This window comes from Escherichia coli DSM 30083 = JCM 1649 = ATCC 11775, from assembly GCF_003697165.2.
Lineage (GTDB): Bacteria > Pseudomonadota > Gammaproteobacteria > Enterobacterales > Enterobacteriaceae > Escherichia > Escherichia coli.
In genome coordinates this window covers 3,522,882-3,539,933 of record NZ_CP033092.2, presented here as the reverse complement: position 1 = coordinate 3,539,933, position 17,052 = coordinate 3,522,882, and the positions used below count along the sequence as shown (strand labels likewise).

The following is a 17,052-nucleotide window of genomic DNA, read 5'->3' as shown; positions in this document are numbered from 1 at the left end:
CGTATATATCAGGTGATACTCAATCACCATTAACCGTGTCACAGAGTGGAGAAAGAAATGGCTCGTCTGGCAGCATTTGATATGGATGGCACTTTATTGATGCCTGACCATCATTTAGGTGAGAAAACCCTCTCTACTTTGGCGCGACTGCGTGAACGCGACATTACCCTCACTTTTGCCACGGGGCGTCATGCGCTGGAGATGCAGCATATTCTCGGGGCGCTATCGCTGGATGCATATTTGATTACTGGCAACGGAACGCGCGTGCATTCTCTGGAAGGTGAACTTTTACATCGTGATGATTTACCTGCGGATGTCGCGGAGCTGGTGCTGTATCAGCAATGGGATACCCGAGCAAGCATGCATATCTTCAATGACGATGGTTGGTTTACCGGGAAAGAGATCCCTGCGTTGTTGCAGGCATTTGTCTATAGCGGTTTTCGTTATCAGATAATCGATGTCAAAAAAATGCCACTCGGCAGCGTCACCAAGATCTGCTTCTGTGGCGATCACGACGATCTTACACGCTTGCAGATCCAGCTATACGAAGCATTAGGCGAGCGTGCACATTTATGTTTTTCCGCCACGGATTGCCTCGAAGTGCTGCCGGTGGGCTGCAATAAAGGCGCTGCATTGACGGTGCTGACCCAACATTTAGGTTTATCGTTACGCGATTGCATGGCCTTTGGTGATGCGATGAACGATCGCGAAATGTTAGGCAGCGTCGGTAGCGGATTTATTATGGGCAATGCGATGCCGCAACTGCGCGCGGAGCTCCCGCATTTACCGGTGATTGGACATTGCCGAAATCAGGCTGTCTCTCACTATTTGACGCACTGGCTGGACTATCCACATCTACCTTATTCCCCCGAATAATGAGATCCCTTCCAGCACCGGGCAATTGCCCGGTTTTTTTTGCGTTGAATTTGTCATTTTGTGCCGTGGTGCTTAAACCGCACAGAATAAATTGTCGCGATTTCACCTTTAAAATAGAATTAAAAGAGAAAAAAATTCTCTGTGGAAGGGCTATGTTAGATAAAATTGACCGTAAGCTGCTGGCCTTGCTACAGCAGGATTGCACCCTCTCTTTGCAGGCACTGGCTGAAGCCGTTAATCTGACAACCACCCCCTGCTGGAAGCGTCTGAAACGGCTGGAGGACGACGGTATTCTTATCGGCAAAGTCGCCCTGCTGGATCCGGAAAAAATAGGCCTCGGCCTGACCGCCTTTGTGCTGATAAAAACGCAACATCACAGCAGCGAATGGTATTGCCGCTTTGTCACGGTGGTTACCGAAATGCCAGAAGTGCTGGGGTTCTGGCGCATGGCTGGTGAATACGATTATCTGATGCGCGTCCAGGTTGCCGACATGAAACGCTACGACGAGTTTTATAAGCGTCTGGTAAACAGTGTACCGGGGCTGTCGGACGTCACTTCCAGTTTCGCGATGGAACAGATTAAATACACCACTTCTTTACCCATCGAATAAATATCCAGAATCAAGTCAGGACACAACGCGTGCGATTATTTGCTCAATTAAGCTGGTATTTCCGTCGGGAATGGCGTCGCTATCTCGGGGCTGTCGCCTTGCTTGTCATTATCGCGATGCTGCAACTGGTTCCGCCAAAAGTGGTTGGTATTGTTGTTGATGGCGTGACAGAACAACACTTTACTACCGGGCAGATCCTGATGTGGATCGCCACCATGGTGCTGATTGCCGTTGTGGTTTATCTCCTGCGTTACGTCTGGCGCGTATTGCTGTTTGGTGCGTCTTATCAACTGGCTGTTGAACTGCGTGAAGATTATTACCGCCAGCTAAGCCGGCAGCATCCTGAGTTTTACCTGCGTCATCGCACGGGTGACCTCATGGCTCGTGCGACCAATGACGTCGATCGCGTCGTGTTTGCCGCCGGAGAAGGGGTGCTGACGCTGGTGGATTCACTGGTAATGGGCTGCGCTGTGTTGATTATGATGTCTACGCAAATTAGCTGGCAGTTGACCTTATTTGCCCTGTTGCCGATGCCAGTGATGGCGATCATGATCAAGCGCAACGGCGATGCCTTGCATGAACGCTTTAAGCTGGCACAGGCGGCGTTTTCCAGTCTTAATGACCGCACCCAGGAAAGCCTCACCAGTATTCGCATGATCAAAGCCTTTGGTCTGGAAGATCGTCAGTCGGCGTTATTTGCCGCGGATGCCGAAGATACCGGCAAAAAAAACATGCGGGTGGCGCGTATTGATGCTCGTTTCGACCCGACCATCTATATCGCGATTGGTATGGCGAACTTGCTGGCGATTGGCGGCGGTAGTTGGATGGTGGTACAGGGCAGTTTAACGCTGGGCCAGCTCACCAGTTTTATAATGTATTTAGGTCTGATGATTTGGCCAATGCTGGCGCTGGCATGGATGTTTAACATTGTGGAACGTGGCAGCGCGGCGTATAGCCGAATTCGTACCATGCTGGCCGAAGCGCCAGTCGTTATTGATGGTAGTGATAAGGTGCCAGAAGGTCGTGGTGAACTGGATGTGAATATTCGCCAGTTTACGTATCCGCAGACTGACCATCCTGCGCTGGAAAACGTCAATTTCGCCCTGAAACCCGGTCAGATGGTAGGTATTTGCGGGCCGACTGGTTCCGGCAAAAGTACCCTGTTGTCGCTCATTCAGCGTCATTTCGACGTCAGCGAGGGTGATATCCGTTTTCATGATATTCCTCTGACGAAGTTACAACTCGATAGCTGGCGTAGCCGTCTGGCGGTGGTCAGCCAGACACCATTCCTTTTTTCCGACACCGTGGCGAACAACATCGCGTTGGGTTGCCCGAATGCCATCCAGCAAGAGATTGAACACGTAGCGCGGTTAGCCAGCGTACATGACGATATTTTGCGTCTGCCGCAAGGTTACGACACAGAAGTGGGCGAGCGCGGCGTGATGCTTTCTGGCGGACAAAAACAGCGTATCTCCATTGCTCGAGCGTTATTAGTCAACGCGGAAATCCTCATCCTTGATGATGCGCTTTCAGCGGTGGACGGACGTACAGAGCACCAGATCCTGCATAACCTGCGTCAGTGGGGGCAGGGAAGAACGGTAATCATCAGTGCCCATCGCCTTTCTGCACTGACGGAAGCCAGTGAAATTATTGTGATGCAGCACGGGCATATCGGCCAGCGTGGCAATCATGATGTGCTGGTACAACAAAGCGGCTGGTATCGCGATATGTATCGCTATCAACAACTGGAGGCGGCGCTCGACGACGCTCCGGAAATTCGCGAGGAGGCCATCGATGCGTAGTTTTAGCCAACTGTGGCCGACTCTCAAGCGCCTGTTAGCGTACGGTTCACCGTGGCGTAAACCGTTGGGGATTGCGGTCCTGATGATGTGGGTTGCGGCGGCGGCAGAAGTCAGTGGGCCGCTGCTTATCAGCTATTTTATCGACAATATGGTAGCGAAAAATAACCTGCCGTTGAAAGTGGGTGCAGGGCTGGCGGCGGCGTATGTTGGGCTGCAACTGTTTGCAGCCGGGCTACATTACGCGCAGTCGCTGCTGTTTAATCGGGCGGCAGTAGGCGTAGTGCAACAGTTGCGTACCGACGTGATGGATGCTGCGTTACGCCAGCCATTAAGCGAGTTTGATACCCAACCCGTCGGGCAGGTGATTTCCCGCGTCACTAATGACACTGAAGTGATCCGCGATCTCTACGTTACCGTAGTGGCAACTGTCCTGCGTAGCGCCGCACTGGTGGGCGCGATGCTGGTGGCGATGTTCAGCCTCGACTGGCGAATGGCGCTGGTGGCGATAATGATTTTCCCGGTGGTGCTGGTGGTAATGGTGATATATCAGCGTTACAGCACGCCGATTGTCCGTCGTGTGCGCGCTTATCTGGCGGATATCAACGACGGCTTTAACGAAATCATCAATGGCATGAGCGTTATCCAGCAGTTCCGTCAGCAGGCGCGATTTGGCGAACGTATGGGTGAGGCCAGTCGTTCACACTATATGGCGAGGATGCAAACCCTGCGCCTCGACGGTTTTCTGCTGCGTCCGCTGCTGAGTCTGTTTTCATCGCTCATTCTTTGTGGCTTGTTGATGCTGTTTGGCTTCTCTGCCAGCGGCACCATTGAAGTGGGCGTGTTGTATGCGTTCATCAGTTATTTGGGGCGACTTAACGAACCCTTAATCGAACTGACCACGCAGCAGGCGATGCTGCAACAGGCTGTTGTTGCTGGTGAGCGCGTTTTTGAGCTGATGGACGGACCGCGCCAGCAATATGGCAATGATGATCGCCCGTTGCAGAGCGGCACCATCGACGTCGATAACGTGTCATTTGCTTATCGCGATGACAATCTGGTGCTAAAGAACATTAATCTCTCTGTGCCTTCGCGCAACTTTGTGGCGCTGGTCGGGCATACCGGCAGTGGCAAAAGCACCCTCGCCAGTTTATTGATGGGCTATTACCCGCTAACGGAAGGTGAGATTCGCCTTGATGGTCGTCCATTAAGTACGCTAAGTCACAGCGCGCTGCGCCAGGGCGTGGCAATGGTGCAGCAAGATCCGGTGGTGCTGGCGGATACCTTCCTCGCCAACGTGACGCTGGGACGTGATATCTCTGAAGAACGCGTCTGGCAGGCGCTGGAAATCGTGCAGCTGGCGGAGCTGGCGCGTAGCATGAGTGATGGTATTTACACGCCGCTTGGCGAGCAGGGGAATAATCTCTCAGTCGGGCAAAAGCAACTGCTGGCACTGGCGCGCGTGCTGGTGGAGACGCCGCAAATCCTGATCCTTGATGAGGCAACCGCCAGCATTGACTCCGGGACTGAACAGGCGATTCAACATGCTCTGGCGGCGGTGCGTGAACATACTACGCTTGTGGTGATTGCTCACCGCTTATCGACTATTGTTGATGCCGACACCATTCTGGTGCTTCATCGTGGGCAAGCTGTGGAGCAGGGCACTCACCAGCAACTGCTGGCGGCCCAGGGACGCTACTGGCAGATGTATCAACTGCAACTTGCGGGCGAAGAGCTGGCAGCCAGCGTGCGTGAAGAGGAATCATTGAGCGCCTGAATAGCGCAATATTTCATCGTTGGTGCAAAAATGTAACGCACTGTGCACTGTCATAGTGCGTTTTCATTTTCAATCTTCTTAACTTCCTGCTCTCTTTCTCGTTTTTCATTTCTGGCACACCGCTTGCAATACCTTCTTCGTGTAGCAGAACCATTACCGAATTCTGACCGGAGGGGATCTATGAAGCTGGTGACCGTGATAATCAAACCATTCAAGCTGGAAGACGTTCGTGAAGCGTTATCTTCCATTGGTATTCAGGGCCTGACCGTCACCGAAGTGAAAGGTTTCGGGCGTCAGAAAGGACATGCCGAGCTGTACCGGGGGGCGGAATACAGCGTCAACTTTCTGCCAAAAGTAAAAATTGATGTGGCGATTGCTGATGACCAACTCGATGAAGTGATCGATATCGTCAGCAAGGCGGCTTACACCGGAAAAATTGGCGACGGCAAAATCTTCGTCGCTGAATTGCAACGCGTCATTCGTATTCGTACCGGCGAAGCCGACGAAGCGGCGCTGTAATCTCTGGCACACAGCAACAGGAACGAAAAATGAAGATAGCGACGATAAAAACTGGGCTTGCTTCACTGGCGATGCTGCCGGGACTGGTAATGGCTGCACCTGCGGTGGCCGATAAAGCCGACAATGCGTTTATGATGATTTGTACTGCGCTGGTGCTGTTTATGACCGTTCCGGGGATTGCCCTGTTTTATGGAGGGCTGATTCGTGGCAAAAACGTGCTGTCGATGCTGACGCAGGTGACCGTGACGTTTGCACTGGTCTGTATTCTCTGGGTGGTTTACGGCTACTCGCTGGCGTTTGGCGAAGGCAACAACTTCTTCGGCAACATTAACGGGTTGATGCTGAAAAACATTGAACTGACGGCGGTGATGGGCAGCATTTATCAGTATATCCACGTGGCGTTTCAGGGATCGTTTGCCTGCATTACCGTAGGCTTGATAGTTGGGGCGCTGGCGGAACGAATCCGCTTCTCAGCTGTGTTGATTTTTGTGGTGGTATGGCTGACGCTCTCTTACATTCCGATTGCGCATATGGTCTGGGGCGGCGGTTTGCTGGCTTCTCACGGGGCACTGGATTTCGCGGGTGGCACGGTGGTGCATATTAACGCCGCAATCGCCGGTCTGGTGGGCGCGTATCTGATAGGCAAACGCGTGGGCTTCGGTAAAGAGGCGTTTAAACCGCACAACCTGCCGATGGTCTTCACCGGGACTGCTATTCTCTATATCGGTTGGTTTGGCTTTAACGCCGGGTCAGCGGGCACGGCGAATGAAATCGCGGCACTGGCATTTGTGAATACTGTGGTCGCAACTGCGGCGGCAATTCTTGGCTGGATCTTCGGTGAATGGGCGCTGCGTGGTAAGCCTTCACTGCTGGGAGCGTGTTCTGGCGCGATTGCCGGTCTGGTCGGCGTGACGCCAGCCTGTGGTTACATTGGGGTTGGCGGCGCGTTGATTATCGGCGTGGTAGCTGGTCTGGCGGGCTTGTGGGGCGTTACCATGCTCAAACGCTTGCTGCGGGTGGATGATCCCTGCGATGTCTTCGGTGTGCACGGCGTTTGTGGTATTGTCGGCTGTATCATGACCGGGATTTTTGCCGCCAGCTCGCTGGGCGGCGTGGGCTTCGCTGAAGGTGTGACGATGGGCCATCAGTTGCTGGTACAGCTGGAAAGCATCGCCATTACGATTGTCTGGTCTGGTGTGGTGGCATTTATCGGCTACAAACTGGCGGATTTGACGGTTGGTCTGCGTGTACCGGAAGAGCAGGAGCGAGAAGGGCTGGACGTCAACAGCCACGGCGAGAATGCCTATAACGCGTAACAAGCACTGCAAAAAACAGCCGGACGGTTTTCACCTCCGGCTATTTTTTTAATTGTGATTACGCATCACCCCTTCCTGAACGGTCGAGGCAACCAGCACGCCGTCCTGGGTATAAAACTCACCGCGCACAAAGCCGCGTGCGCTGGACGCCGAGGTGCTTTCCACGCTATACAGCAGCCATTCATTCAAATTAAACGGGCGATGGAACCACATGGAATGGTCAATGGTGGCAATCTGAATCCCCGGTTCGAGAAAACCGATGCCGTGCGGCTGTAGAGCTACCGGCAGGAAATTAAGATCAGAAGCATAACCGAGCAGATACTGATGAACGCGCAGATCATCCGGCACGCTACCATTTGCGCGGATCCACACCTGACGATGCGGTTCTGCGACGTGACCTTTCAGTGGGTTATGAAACTCCACCGGACGGACTTCCAGCGGACGATCGCAGATGAATTTATCTTTCAGCACTGGCGGCAGCAGGTGCGCCAGCGATTGGGCGATTTGCGTTTCTGAAGGCAGGCCATCAGGCGCTGGCGCGGACGGCATTGTTTTTTGATGTTCGAAACCCGCTTCTGGTGCCTGGAAAGAGGCAGTCATATAAAAAATCGGTTTGCCGTTTTGAATAGCAGAAACCCGGCGGGCGCTGAAGCTGTTACCGTCACGCAGCGTTTCGACATCATAAATAATCGGCTTCTTACTATCGCCAGGGCGAAGAAAGTAGCTGTGAAAAGAATGTACCAGCCGCTCGTCAGGGACGGTCTCTTTTGCAGCATACAAGGCCTGACCCACGACCTGGCCGCCAAATACCTGGCGTAAACCTAAATCTTCACTCTGGCCGCGAAAGAGTCCTTCCTCAATTTTTTCCAGATTTAACAATGTCAGTAAATTTTTTAGCGCCTGACTCATATAACTCTCCAGTAACAAAGCTGCCGCAGCAAGCCAAAGTGAGTTGAGTATAACGCAAATTTGCCACTGGTCCGATGGGTGCAATGGTCTGAATTACGGGCTAATTACAGGCAGAAATGCGTGATGTGTGCCACACTTGTTGACGTTACTATTTTGTTAACCACTCTTCCGGCGAGGAAAGTTAGCCCGCTGGTGCATTGATAATAAGGAGAAGTGAATGAAACTCGTGCACATGGCCAGTGGTTTAGCGGTTGCGATTGCGTTGGCGGCTTGCGCAGATAAAAGCGCGGATATTCAGACGCCAGCACCGGCTGCAAATACGTCTATTTCAGCAACACAACAACCTGCTATCCAGCAACCGAATGTCTCCGGTACCGTTTGGATCCGTCAGAAAGTCGCACTGCCGCCTGATGCCGTGCTGACCGTGACACTTTCTGACGCGTCGTTAGCCGATGCGCCGTCGAAAGTGCTGGCGCAGAAAGCGGTGCGTACCGAAGGTAAACAGTCACCATTCAGCTTTGTTCTGCCATTTAACCCGGCAGATGTTCAGCCGAACGCGCGTATTCTGTTGAGTGCGGCGATTACCGTGAATGACAAACTGGTATTTATTACCGATACCGTTCAGCCGGTGATCAACCAGGGCGGAACTAAAGCCGACCTGACATTGGTGCCGGTGCAGCAAACCGCCGTGCCGGTTCAGGCTAGCGGTGGCGCAACGACTACCGTACCTTCAACTTCACCAACCCAGGTGAATCCGTCTTCGGCAGTTCCAGCTCCAACGCAATATTAAGCGAAGTTAACCCTCTCCGCCCGGAGAGGGTTAGTAGTTCCAGCGATAAAGCTGCAAGTCGATTTGCCCGCTTCCCGACACCATCACACCTTCTGCCAGTAATGCCTGTCGCTGACGCTGTAAATCCGGTCCGGTCAGTGAAATGGTGCCGTGGCGATTAACCACCCGGTGCCATGGCAAGGTGCTGCCTTCGGGGAGACGCTTTAACACACCGCCTACCTGGCGCGCGGCGCGCGGCGATCCCGCCAGTTTCGCCACATCACCGTAAGTGGTGACATAGCCTTCGGGAATAGCGGCTACGATTTGCCAGACGCGCTGGGGAAATGAATCTTCTTTTTCCATCTTTTCTTCCTGAGGTAATTTTTCAGCATAATCTGGAAAAACGCCCGAGTGAAGCCGCATTGCGCAAGAAACCAGCATCTGGCACGCAATGGGTTGCAATTAGCCGGGGCAGCAGTGATAATGCGCCTGCGCGTTGGTTCTCAACGCTCTCAATGGGGGCTCTGTTGGTTCTCCCGCAACGCTACTCTGTTTACCAGGTCAGGTCCGGAAGGAAGCAGCCAAGGCAGATGACGCGTGTGCCGGGATGTAGCTGGCAGGGCCCCCACCCATTTCTGCCTCCCACCGTTTCGTCAAAAAATCCCAACATGGCTAAACTTTAACCACTACTGACGTCGCAAGAATTGTCTGGCTGCGCAGTACGCTTCGGAGGTATGTCTGATGAAGTATGTTGATGGTTTTGTTGTTGCCGTTCCTGCCGATAAAAAGGATGCCTATCGGGAAATGGCCGCTAAGGCCGCGCCATTATTTAAAGAGTTCGGTGCGCTTCGTATTGTCGAATGCTGGGCCAGCGATGTACCGGATGGTAAAGTGACCGATTTTCGTATGGCGGTGAAAGCGGAAGAGAATGAAGAGGTTGTCTTTAGCTGGATTGAATACCCTTCAAAAGAGGTCCGCGACGCTGCTAATCAAAAGATGATGTCGGACCCACGGATGAAAGAGTTCGGCGAGTCCATGCCGTTTGACGGCAAGCGAATGATCTATGGTGGATTCGAATCAATCATCGACGAGTAGGTAGCGTGACGGGCTGTGCGGCGTGCCGTCAGCCCTAAAATTCACAAATGTTGCTCGGCCCAGCGTAAGAAATCCTCTTTCGGTAATGCCTTGCTGTAGAGCCAGCCCTGACCGTAGTGCACGCCATGCTGGCGTAGCCACTCTTCTTGTTTACTGGTTTCGATTCCCTCCGCAACCATTTTCAGTTTCAGAGTTTTTGCCATTTTGATGATATGCGGCGTGACATTTTTATATTCCAGCGCATCAACGAAAGATTTATCGATCTTCAGAATGTCGACATCCAGATCCTGTAAATAGCTTAAACTTGAATACCCTGTACCAAAATCATCGAGATAAATTTCATGGCCCGCCTCCCGGTAGCGAGAAATTATCGGGGCGCTGGTTTTCGGATCGGCAAACTCGCGTTCAGTGAGTTCAAGCGCGATCTGTCTGGGATTAACCTGATAGTGATTGATCATTTCACGCAGCAATTGCGGGATTTTTTCCGAGGTGAGCACGGTGGATTCAAGATTGATCGAAATATGCTGCTGAGGATGCTGACGCAGCCAGTCGCCCATATCTTCAAAGACGCTTCTTATAATCAGTAGCGTCAATGGCTCAGAAAGGCCCGTTTGCTGTGCCAGCGGAATAAAACTATCTGGTGACAACCAACTACCGTCTGTCTGCGGCCAGCGCGCCAGTGCCTCAGCACCGACAATTTTGCCATTGGCTAAGGAGACAATCGGCTGATAGTGCACGCAAATATCACGATTTTCGATAGCATCCTGCAGCCGATGATGCGGTGACTGGATACGGCGCAAAATACGCAGCACAAACATCGCTGCCAGCAGGCCAATCACCAACCCGAGCGGTAACCAAATAAAGACTTGCCGATGCCAGCCTTTCTGCAACATTTTCGTTGAAGCCCAGGTGATGATCGAAATATTCATCTCCGGTAAGGGCAGGATATCGTAAATGATTCCATTATTTTCGATATGCTCACCGGGTGTTTTTTGTAGCCTGGTAATAATTCCCTGAGCAAGTTCATCGCTGCTGGTTATGACAACGTTATGGGCATTGCCAATAATGGCGGCATCAATTTGCCATGAGCTATAGGGAATGACATCAATAAAGGAAGCGGGGTCGATCATGACGACATAATGTGCCGTTCCCATGGCGACCATGTAACGAATAATGCCTAAATCGTTATGCGATGTTAACCAGACACGATAACCATCTTTCGAAATTTTACCTGGCTCGGGGAAGGTATCGGGCGGGCTTTCATGCTCCAGAGACGAACACTGGGGAACGTTGTTATCGATATAAACCACTTCCTGAATATAGCGATAACTGTAAGATACCCGACGCATTTCCATGAGATGGGCTTCGCTACAGGCAGCGCCTTGCCATCTTTCCAGCTCTTGCAGCGCATCTTTCCCTTGTGTCGCCACCTTATTGGCCCGAATAGCGACGCGGGAGGAATACGTATTCAGCTCTTCAATAAATGATGTTTCTACCTGCTGATGGGCCAGCCAGATGCTTAAGCCGACAGGCAGCAATACTGAAAGAATCAGTACTCCCGAAATAAGGCCGACCAGATGTCGTGTTCTCACCAGCATATCCTTATTAACACAGTGTAGGGAAAGTATATCTGATTGTGGAAAAAGGCTGGCAGGAGATAAGGAGGTAGAGCTGGTATTTCATGAAGTGATGGGTGGAAGCGATCGTTGTCATTTGACCAGGCGTAGAGCTTTACGCCTGGTATGTACCCCTAACTTAAGATGTTGATTCGGCGCGAGCGAGGGTAAAAATATCGTAAAAAGATAGTTCACCTTTACGGACGATCATTTTTTGCAGTTGTTCTTTATGAACATCCGCGACACGCGGAGAGTTCAGGATGGCTTCAACTAGCGCGGCAGGTACAAAGCGCGTGTTGTACCATTCGCCGTTATAGCAAACGCGGAAATCCAGCACGTCGATATCTTCATAGCGGTAGCGTGGGTAGACATCGAAAAAGAAGAAACCATTAAGCAGGATAAATAATACAACCAGTAGCCAGACAGAGCCTGAAAGCGTTTCGGACTGCAACATCACCGCCAGGGTGGCAAAAAAAGCAACGTACATACCGATAAACAGCCCCGGATGTTTACGGATAAAACTGATACTAAAGCGGGGTTTGTTGTCGCGTTTTTCGCGGGTATTCAGAGACTCAATCGTTTCGGTCAGCAGGCGTTGTATTTCGGTCATCGTTTGCCTTCGTGATATCTGCAACTTTCCAGGGAACACCCTATTTTAACGTGGGAATAGTAGAGGGGAAGTAACAGATTTGCCACGATTTTGCATAACAGTTGAGAAAAGTTGGTTACAATTTTTTAATGATTCTGGCTGGATTACCGCCCACGACAACGTTGTCCGGGACATCTTTTGTGACAACTGCACCTGAGGCTACCACGACGTTATCACCAATGGTCACACCAGGGTTAATGACTGCACGTCCGCCAATCCAGACGTTATTACCGATGGTGACGGGTTTCCCCAGTTCAGCACCGCTATTACGTGCTACAGGGTCGATGGGATGTGTTGCCGTGTAGATATGAACGCCTGGTGCCAACATACAGTTATCACCAATGCGAATAGGGCAGACATCAAGCATCACGCAATCGAAGTTGGCGAAAAAATTATTGCCGAGAAAAATGTTATAACCATAGTCACAGCGAAACGTTGGCTCAATATAAGCCTCTGTCACCTGACCGAATAAATCAGCAAGAATTTGCTGGCGTAATGTGTGCTCTTCCACCAGGGAATGATTGTATCGGTGAATAAGCCGACGAGCTCGCAGGCGATCGCGAGATAACGCCCCATCTGCCGAGTGATACAACTCACCAGCAATCATCTTTTCTTTTTCTGTGCTCATTACTGACTTCCGGTTGCTGAAAATGCGGCAACACAGTAAGACGAAAAGTCAGTGAAGAGAACGTTCCCATTACATCTGTGTGATGAAGATCACATAGGGTATGTCTTCATGGCGAAAAAAAGTATAAAATTCTTAATAAACAGCCGGTTATAGCTCCGAAAGCGAGTTATTTATTAGCGAATAAATTTCCATACTGAGGAAGGGATCTTGTCGTACAGTTTATTCATGGTCAATTCGGCGAGGCGGTGATCTGCGGCTGAGTAAAATACCGCCAGTTCATTATCTGATAATTCGTATTTATTTTTCTCGATAACACGCTCCAGCGTGTCAATTGTCTGACAACGACGTAAACGCATTAAATAATCGGTTTTCGTTAAAGGTTTTTCGGACATACTTCTACCCATGGTTGTAATAATTCTAACAAGATAAACTCGCAGGATTCTCTTTCGTCGCATTGACAAAACAACGGAATAGTCGATTACCTGACTTCCGCCATTTCTGAAGATCCTGCATATTAATACCATAACTACTGAACAACATAAAGGTGTCATCCAGATATTCGTCGATCTGCTCAATGAGCTTATTGTCTTCATTATACTTAATTTTGTAATTAAGTGCGAAGGTCGCAATATGCTCAATCAGTTCATTCAACTGGAGGTTGATCGCCGAGGTTGGGTCGTTAACCCAGCCATGATTGCTTTCTTCAAGGTTTGCAAGGCAGTCATGATACAGGGTTTCACAGAGAAACTTAAGCTGTGCGATATCATGTCTTTTGGGTGAGTATTCATCCATAACGCGTCCCCTTCTTAGCGGTTGAACTAACGGACACCTTTCGGGATGGAAAAAACTTACTGACCTGGACTTGCTCTCTCGTTTGTTAGCTTAACTATAAGCCACTCTTTGTAGGTTTTCATCGCATTATTACGAAAAATTACAATTAGGAAGGAAGCGGGACAGGACTCACTTTTTCATACTAGCACCAACCCGCAGCAGGTAAAAGCAGTTTGCTCGAACTGTTCATAACATTTCAGAATTATCGCCAGAAGAAATTGGTGACACTAATACCAGGATTGCTCTGAATATGACGTAATAACCGAGGAATGAATAAAGAATTACCGCAAATAATTAAGAATAGCCTCTAAATGGTTATGGATTATTAAATCTATTAGCGCTACTTAATATAAATTAACTAACAATCAGTATTTTTTATGAATTTTATGCGGGGTTAATACTGGTTTTCGTATGGGATCCTGAGTTGGTGGTTCAATACTCCTTAATGTTCGTAGGTTATGTATAAAAAAGGCCGCTTGCGCGGCCTTAGTGATTACACGTTGTATCAATGATGATCGACAGTATGGCTGTGCTCGATATCTTCATTCTTGCGGCTAAAGCGGCGGCGAACCACCACAAAGAATACCGGAACGAAGAAGATTGCCAGTACCGTTGCGGTCACCATCCCGCCCATTACACCGGTACCTACTGCGTTCTGCGCGCCGGAACCAGCACCAGTACTGATAACCAGCGGCATAACGCCGAGGATAAACGCCAACGAGGTCATCAGGATTGGGCGTAAACGCATCCGCACCGCATCAAGCGTCGCTTCAATCAGACCTTTACCTTCTTTATCCATCAAGTCTTTGGCGAATTCGACGATAAGTATCGCGTTCTTCGCCGACAAACCAATGGTTGTGAGCAGGCCTACCTGGAAGTAAACGTCATTGGTCAGGCCACGGAAGGTGGCAGCCAGCAACGCACCGATAACCCCCAGCGGAACGACCAGCATAACGGAGAACGGAATCGACCAGCTCTCGTACAGCGCAGCCAGACACAGGAACACGACAATCAACGAAATCGCGTACAGTGAAGGCGCCTGGTTGCCGGAGAGACGTTCCTGATAGGACATTCCCGTCCAGTCATAGCCAACACCGGTAGGCAGTTTGCTCGCCAGTTGTTCCATCAGCTCCATTGCTTCACCGGTACTTTTACCCGGTGCCGCCTGGCCTAAGATTTCCATAGATGGCAGGCCGTTGTAACGTTCCAGACGCGGCGAACCGTACTCCCAACGAGAAGAGGAGAACGCCGAGAACGGCACCATCTGACCATCAGCAGCACGAACATACCAGTCGCCGATATCATCCGGCAGCATACGGTATTTCGCTTCTGACATGACGTAAACTTTCTTCACACGACCGCGGTCGATAAAGTCGTTCACATAGCTACCGCCCCATGCAGCGCCCAGAGTGGTGTTAATGTCGTTGATAGAAACACCCAGCGCCTGCGCTTTTTCCTGGTCGATATCAATCTTAAACTGCGGGGTATCTTCCAGACCGTTTGGACGTACGCTGGTCAACATATCAGGGTGCTTCGCTGCTTCTGCAAGCAACTGGTTACGCGCCTGAGTCAGTTTTTCGTGACCAAGGCCAGCCTGGTCAATCAGCTCAAAGTCAAAGCCGGTTGCGGTACCCAGTTCCACGATTGCGGGCAGGTTAAAGGCGAAAACCATCGCATCTTTGATTTGCGAGAAAGCACGTGTTGCACGCATGGTAATCGCTTCAACTTTGTTTTCTTCGCCCGGACGATCGGCCCAGTCCTTCAAGGAAACGAACGCAATACCTGTATTCTGACCACGTCCCGCAAAGCCGAAGCCGTTAACGGCGAACACCGACTCAACGTTGTTCTTTTCTTTGGTCAGATAGTAATGCGTTACCTCATTGAGCACTTTCTGCGTACGTTCCTGCGTTGCACCTGCTGGCAGCTGAACCATGGTCATAAATACGCCCTGGTCTTCATCTGGCAAGAAGGAGCTTGGCAGACGCACGAACAGATAGGCCATGCCGACCACGATGATCAGATACAGCACCAGGTAACGCCCTGTACTGCGCAGAATACCGCCTACGCTGTCGGTGTAGTGGTGCGTGCTCTTCTCGAACATGCGGTTAAACCAGCCGAAGAAGCCTTTTTTACCTTCGCCGTGATCGCCTTTGGCAATCGGTTTCAGCATGGTTGCACAGAGTGCCGGAGTCAGGATCAACGCCACCAGTACCGACAGCGCCATTGCCGAAACAATGGTAATGGAGAACTGACGATAAATTGCCCCGGTCGAACCGCCGAAGAAGGCCATCGGTACGAATACCGCTGACAGTACCATCGCGATACCCACCAGCGCGCCCTGAATCTGCCCCATCGACTTACGCGTAGCTTCTTTCGGTGGCAGACCTTCTTCTGCCATTACACGCTCAACGTTTTCTACTACAACGATGGCGTCATCCACCAACAGGCCGATGGCGAGTACCATCCCGAACATCGTTAGTGTGTTTATCGAGAAGCCAAAGGCGGCAAGGACGGCAAATGTCCCCAGCAATACCACCGGTACAGCAATAGTCGGAATCAACGTCGCGCGGAAGTTCTGCAGGAACAGATACATTACCAGGAACACGAGGATGATCGCTTCGACCAGCGTTTTTACCACTTCGTGAATAGAGATTTTCACGAACGGTGTGGTGTCATACGGGTAAACAATTTTCAGACCCGACGGGAAGAACGGTTCCATCTTCGCCAGTTCAGCACGGATTGCCGCAGCGGTATCCAGCGCGTTCGCACCGGTCGCCAGCTTGATCCCCAGACCGGAAGCCGGTTGGCCGTTAAACTCTGCGATGATGTCGTAGTTCTCACCACCCAGCTCAATTTTCGCCACATCACGCAGTAGCACGCGGGAACCATCCTGATTCACTTTCAGCAGGATTTTGCCGAACTCTTCAGTAGAGGTCAGACGCGTCTGAGCAATAATAGAGGCGTTAAGCTGTTGGCCTTTCACCGGCGGCGTACCACCGAGCTGACCAGCTGCAACCTGAGCGTTCTGTGCTTTGATGGCGGTAATGACATCAACCGGCGTTAGCTGGAATTTGTTCAGTTCATTCGGGTTCATCCAGATACGCATCGCGTACTGTGAACCGAACAACTGAACGTCACCCACGCCCGACGTACGGCTGATGGCATCTTTCATATTCGCTGCCACGTAGTCAGAGATATCCTCCTGCGTCATAGTGCCATCGGTGTTGATAACCCCGACAACCATCAGGAAGCTGCTGGATGATTTCTCAACGCTCACCCCTTGCTGCTGAACTTCTTGCGGCAGCAACGGCATCGCCAGCTGCAGTTTGTTCTGCACCTGAACCTGCGCGATATCCGCATCAGTACCAGACTCAAAGGTCAGGGTGATCTGCACGGTACCCGTGGAGTCACTGTTAGAGGACATGTACATCAGGTTATCGATACCGTTCATATTCTGTTCGATAACCTGTGTCACCGTGTCCTGCACTGTTTTCGCATCAGCGCCAGGGTAGGAGGCGGAGATCGTTACTGCCGGCGGTGCAATCGTAGGATATTGCGCCACCGGCAGTTTGAGGATCGCCAGCCCCCCTGCCAACATGATGATAATGGCGATCACCCACGCAAAAATCGGGCGATCGATAAAGAAATTAGGCATGT

Annotated in this window: 16 protein-coding genes and 1 other RNA gene; 9 read left to right on the top strand and 8 right to left on the bottom strand. The window is 51.1% G+C overall.

What is annotated here, in order from left to right:
- Positions 1-57 precede the first annotated feature (57 nt).
- The 6 genes from cof (at position 58) to amtB (ending at position 6,898) form a co-directional block, all read left to right on the top strand.
- Positions 58-876 carry an HMP-PP phosphatase gene (cof, locus tag EAS44_RS18445; protein ID WP_000113027.1) on the top strand — a complete coding sequence of 273 codons (819 nt, stop codon included), beginning with the start codon at positions 58-60 and terminating at the stop codon, positions 874-876.
- Positions 877-1,028: 152 nt separating this feature from the next.
- A complete protein-coding gene (gene decR, locus EAS44_RS18440; RefSeq protein ID WP_000884589.1) occupies positions 1,029-1,487 on the top strand; it encodes a DNA-binding transcriptional regulator DecR in 459 nt (152 codons plus the stop codon).
- A gap of 29 nt (positions 1,488-1,516) precedes the next feature.
- A complete protein-coding gene (mdlA, locus tag EAS44_RS18435; protein WP_001235600.1) occupies positions 1,517-3,289 on the top strand; it encodes a SmdA family multidrug ABC transporter permease/ATP-binding protein in 1,773 nt (590 codons plus the stop codon).
- Positions 3,282-5,063 (top strand): SmdB family multidrug efflux ABC transporter permease/ATP-binding protein, encoded by a 1,782-nt coding sequence (gene mdlB / locus EAS44_RS18430; protein WP_001256184.1) that lies wholly within the window; start codon positions 3,282-3,284, stop codon positions 5,061-5,063. The genes mdlA and mdlB overlap by 8 nt, the downstream gene beginning before the upstream one ends.
- 180 nt (positions 5,064-5,243) lie before the next feature.
- Entirely contained in the window at positions 5,244-5,582 is a 339-nt protein-coding gene (glnK, locus tag EAS44_RS18425; protein ID WP_000780338.1) for a P-II family nitrogen regulator, read from the top strand.
- A 29-nt stretch (positions 5,583-5,611) separates the two neighbouring features.
- On the top strand, positions 5,612-6,898 hold the full coding sequence (gene amtB / locus EAS44_RS18420) for an ammonium transporter AmtB (protein ID WP_000685044.1): 1,287 nt from the start codon (positions 5,612-5,614) through the stop codon (positions 6,896-6,898).
- 48 nt (positions 6,899-6,946) lie between these two features.
- Here the strand turns inward: amtB and tesB are convergent, their stop codons facing one another.
- Positions 6,947-7,807 (bottom strand): acyl-CoA thioesterase II, encoded by an 861-nt coding sequence (tesB, locus tag EAS44_RS18415; RefSeq protein WP_000075870.1) that lies wholly within the window; start codon positions 7,805-7,807, stop codon positions 6,947-6,949.
- Between the two features lie 217 nt (positions 7,808-8,024).
- Between tesB and ybaY the strand changes: the two genes are divergently transcribed.
- Complete coding sequence (gene ybaY, locus EAS44_RS18410) at positions 8,025-8,597, top strand: YbaY family lipoprotein (protein ID WP_000779831.1); 573 nt, start codon at positions 8,025-8,027, stop codon at positions 8,595-8,597.
- A gap of 30 nt (positions 8,598-8,627) precedes the next feature.
- On the opposite strand, the gene EAS44_RS18405 is transcribed toward ybaY, so the two are convergent.
- Positions 8,628-8,939, bottom strand: coding sequence for an MGMT family protein (locus EAS44_RS18405; RefSeq protein ID WP_000409908.1), 312 nt, complete (start codon positions 8,937-8,939; stop codon positions 8,628-8,630).
- A 162-nt stretch (positions 8,940-9,101) separates the two neighbouring features.
- On the opposite strand from EAS44_RS18405, the gene ffs reads away from it, so the two are divergent.
- Both ffs and ybaA read left to right on the top strand, forming a co-directional pair.
- An RNA gene (ffs, locus tag EAS44_RS18400) (signal recognition particle sRNA small type) lies at positions 9,102-9,198 on the top strand.
- Positions 9,199-9,317: 119 nt separating this feature from the next.
- Positions 9,318-9,671, top strand: a complete 354-nt coding sequence (ybaA, locus tag EAS44_RS18395) for a DUF1428 domain-containing protein (protein ID WP_000878140.1) — start codon at positions 9,318-9,320, stop codon at positions 9,669-9,671.
- Between the two features lie 41 nt (positions 9,672-9,712).
- On the opposite strand, the gene pdeB is transcribed toward ybaA, so the two are convergent.
- The 6 genes from pdeB to acrB all read right to left on the bottom strand — a co-directional run bounded on the left by pdeB (position 9,713) and on the right by acrB (position 17,050).
- Positions 9,713-11,263 carry a cyclic-guanylate-specific phosphodiesterase PdeB gene (gene pdeB, locus EAS44_RS18390; protein WP_001350616.1) on the bottom strand — a complete coding sequence of 517 codons (1,551 nt, stop codon included), beginning with the start codon at positions 11,261-11,263 and terminating at the stop codon, positions 9,713-9,715.
- Between the two features lie 163 nt (positions 11,264-11,426).
- Entirely contained in the window at positions 11,427-11,897 is a 471-nt protein-coding gene (ylaC, locus tag EAS44_RS18385; protein ID WP_000136192.1) for a YlaC family protein, read from the bottom strand.
- A 115-nt stretch (positions 11,898-12,012) separates the two neighbouring features.
- On the bottom strand, positions 12,013-12,564 hold the full coding sequence (maa, locus tag EAS44_RS18380; protein ID WP_000102543.1) for a maltose O-acetyltransferase: 552 nt from the start codon (positions 12,562-12,564) through the stop codon (positions 12,013-12,015).
- A 173-nt stretch (positions 12,565-12,737) separates the two neighbouring features.
- A complete protein-coding gene (gene hha / locus EAS44_RS18375; RefSeq protein WP_001291435.1) occupies positions 12,738-12,956 on the bottom strand; it encodes an HHA domain-containing protein in 219 nt (72 codons plus the stop codon).
- A gap of 25 nt (positions 12,957-12,981) precedes the next feature.
- Positions 12,982-13,356: an Hha toxicity modulator TomB gene (gene tomB / locus EAS44_RS18370; protein WP_000344800.1), complete on the bottom strand. Its 375-nt coding sequence runs from the start codon at positions 13,354-13,356 to the stop codon at positions 12,982-12,984.
- Positions 13,357-13,900: 544 nt separating this feature from the next.
- On the bottom strand, positions 13,901-17,050 hold the full coding sequence (gene acrB / locus EAS44_RS18365) for an efflux RND transporter permease AcrB (protein WP_001132469.1): 3,150 nt from the start codon (positions 17,048-17,050) through the stop codon (positions 13,901-13,903).
- Positions 17,051-17,052 lie beyond the last annotated feature (2 nt).

Bases quoted from the DNA above. Each gene is read 5' to 3' on its own strand.
- maa (WP_000102543.1), bottom strand. From the start codon at position 12,564: ATGAGCACAGAAAAAGAAAAGATGATTGCTGGTGAGTTGTATCACTCG.
- mdlB (WP_001256184.1), top strand. From the start codon at position 3,282: ATGCGTAGTTTTAGCCAACTGTGGCCGACTCTCAAGCGCCTGTTAGCG.
- decR (WP_000884589.1), top strand. From the start codon at position 1,029: ATGTTAGATAAAATTGACCGTAAGCTGCTGGCCTTGCTACAGCAGGAT.
- tesB (WP_000075870.1), bottom strand. From the start codon at position 7,807: ATGAGTCAGGCGCTAAAAAATTTACTGACATTGTTAAATCTGGAAAAA.
- glnK (WP_000780338.1), top strand. From the start codon at position 5,244: ATGAAGCTGGTGACCGTGATAATCAAACCATTCAAGCTGGAAGACGTT.
- ylaC (WP_000136192.1), bottom strand. From the start codon at position 11,897: ATGACCGAAATACAACGCCTGCTGACCGAAACGATTGAGTCTCTGAAT.
- acrB (WP_001132469.1), bottom strand. From the start codon at position 17,050: ATGCCTAATTTCTTTATCGATCGCCCGATTTTTGCGTGGGTGATCGCC.
- hha (WP_001291435.1), bottom strand. From the start codon at position 12,956: ATGTCCGAAAAACCTTTAACGAAAACCGATTATTTAATGCGTTTACGT.
- cof (WP_000113027.1), top strand. From the start codon at position 58: ATGGCTCGTCTGGCAGCATTTGATATGGATGGCACTTTATTGATGCCT.
- EAS44_RS18405 (WP_000409908.1), bottom strand. From the start codon at position 8,939: ATGGAAAAAGAAGATTCATTTCCCCAGCGCGTCTGGCAAATCGTAGCC.
- amtB (WP_000685044.1), top strand. From the start codon at position 5,612: ATGAAGATAGCGACGATAAAAACTGGGCTTGCTTCACTGGCGATGCTG.
- ybaA (WP_000878140.1), top strand. From the start codon at position 9,318: ATGAAGTATGTTGATGGTTTTGTTGTTGCCGTTCCTGCCGATAAAAAG.
- ybaY (WP_000779831.1), top strand. From the start codon at position 8,025: ATGAAACTCGTGCACATGGCCAGTGGTTTAGCGGTTGCGATTGCGTTG.
- tomB (WP_000344800.1), bottom strand. From the start codon at position 13,356: ATGGATGAATACTCACCCAAAAGACATGATATCGCACAGCTTAAGTTT.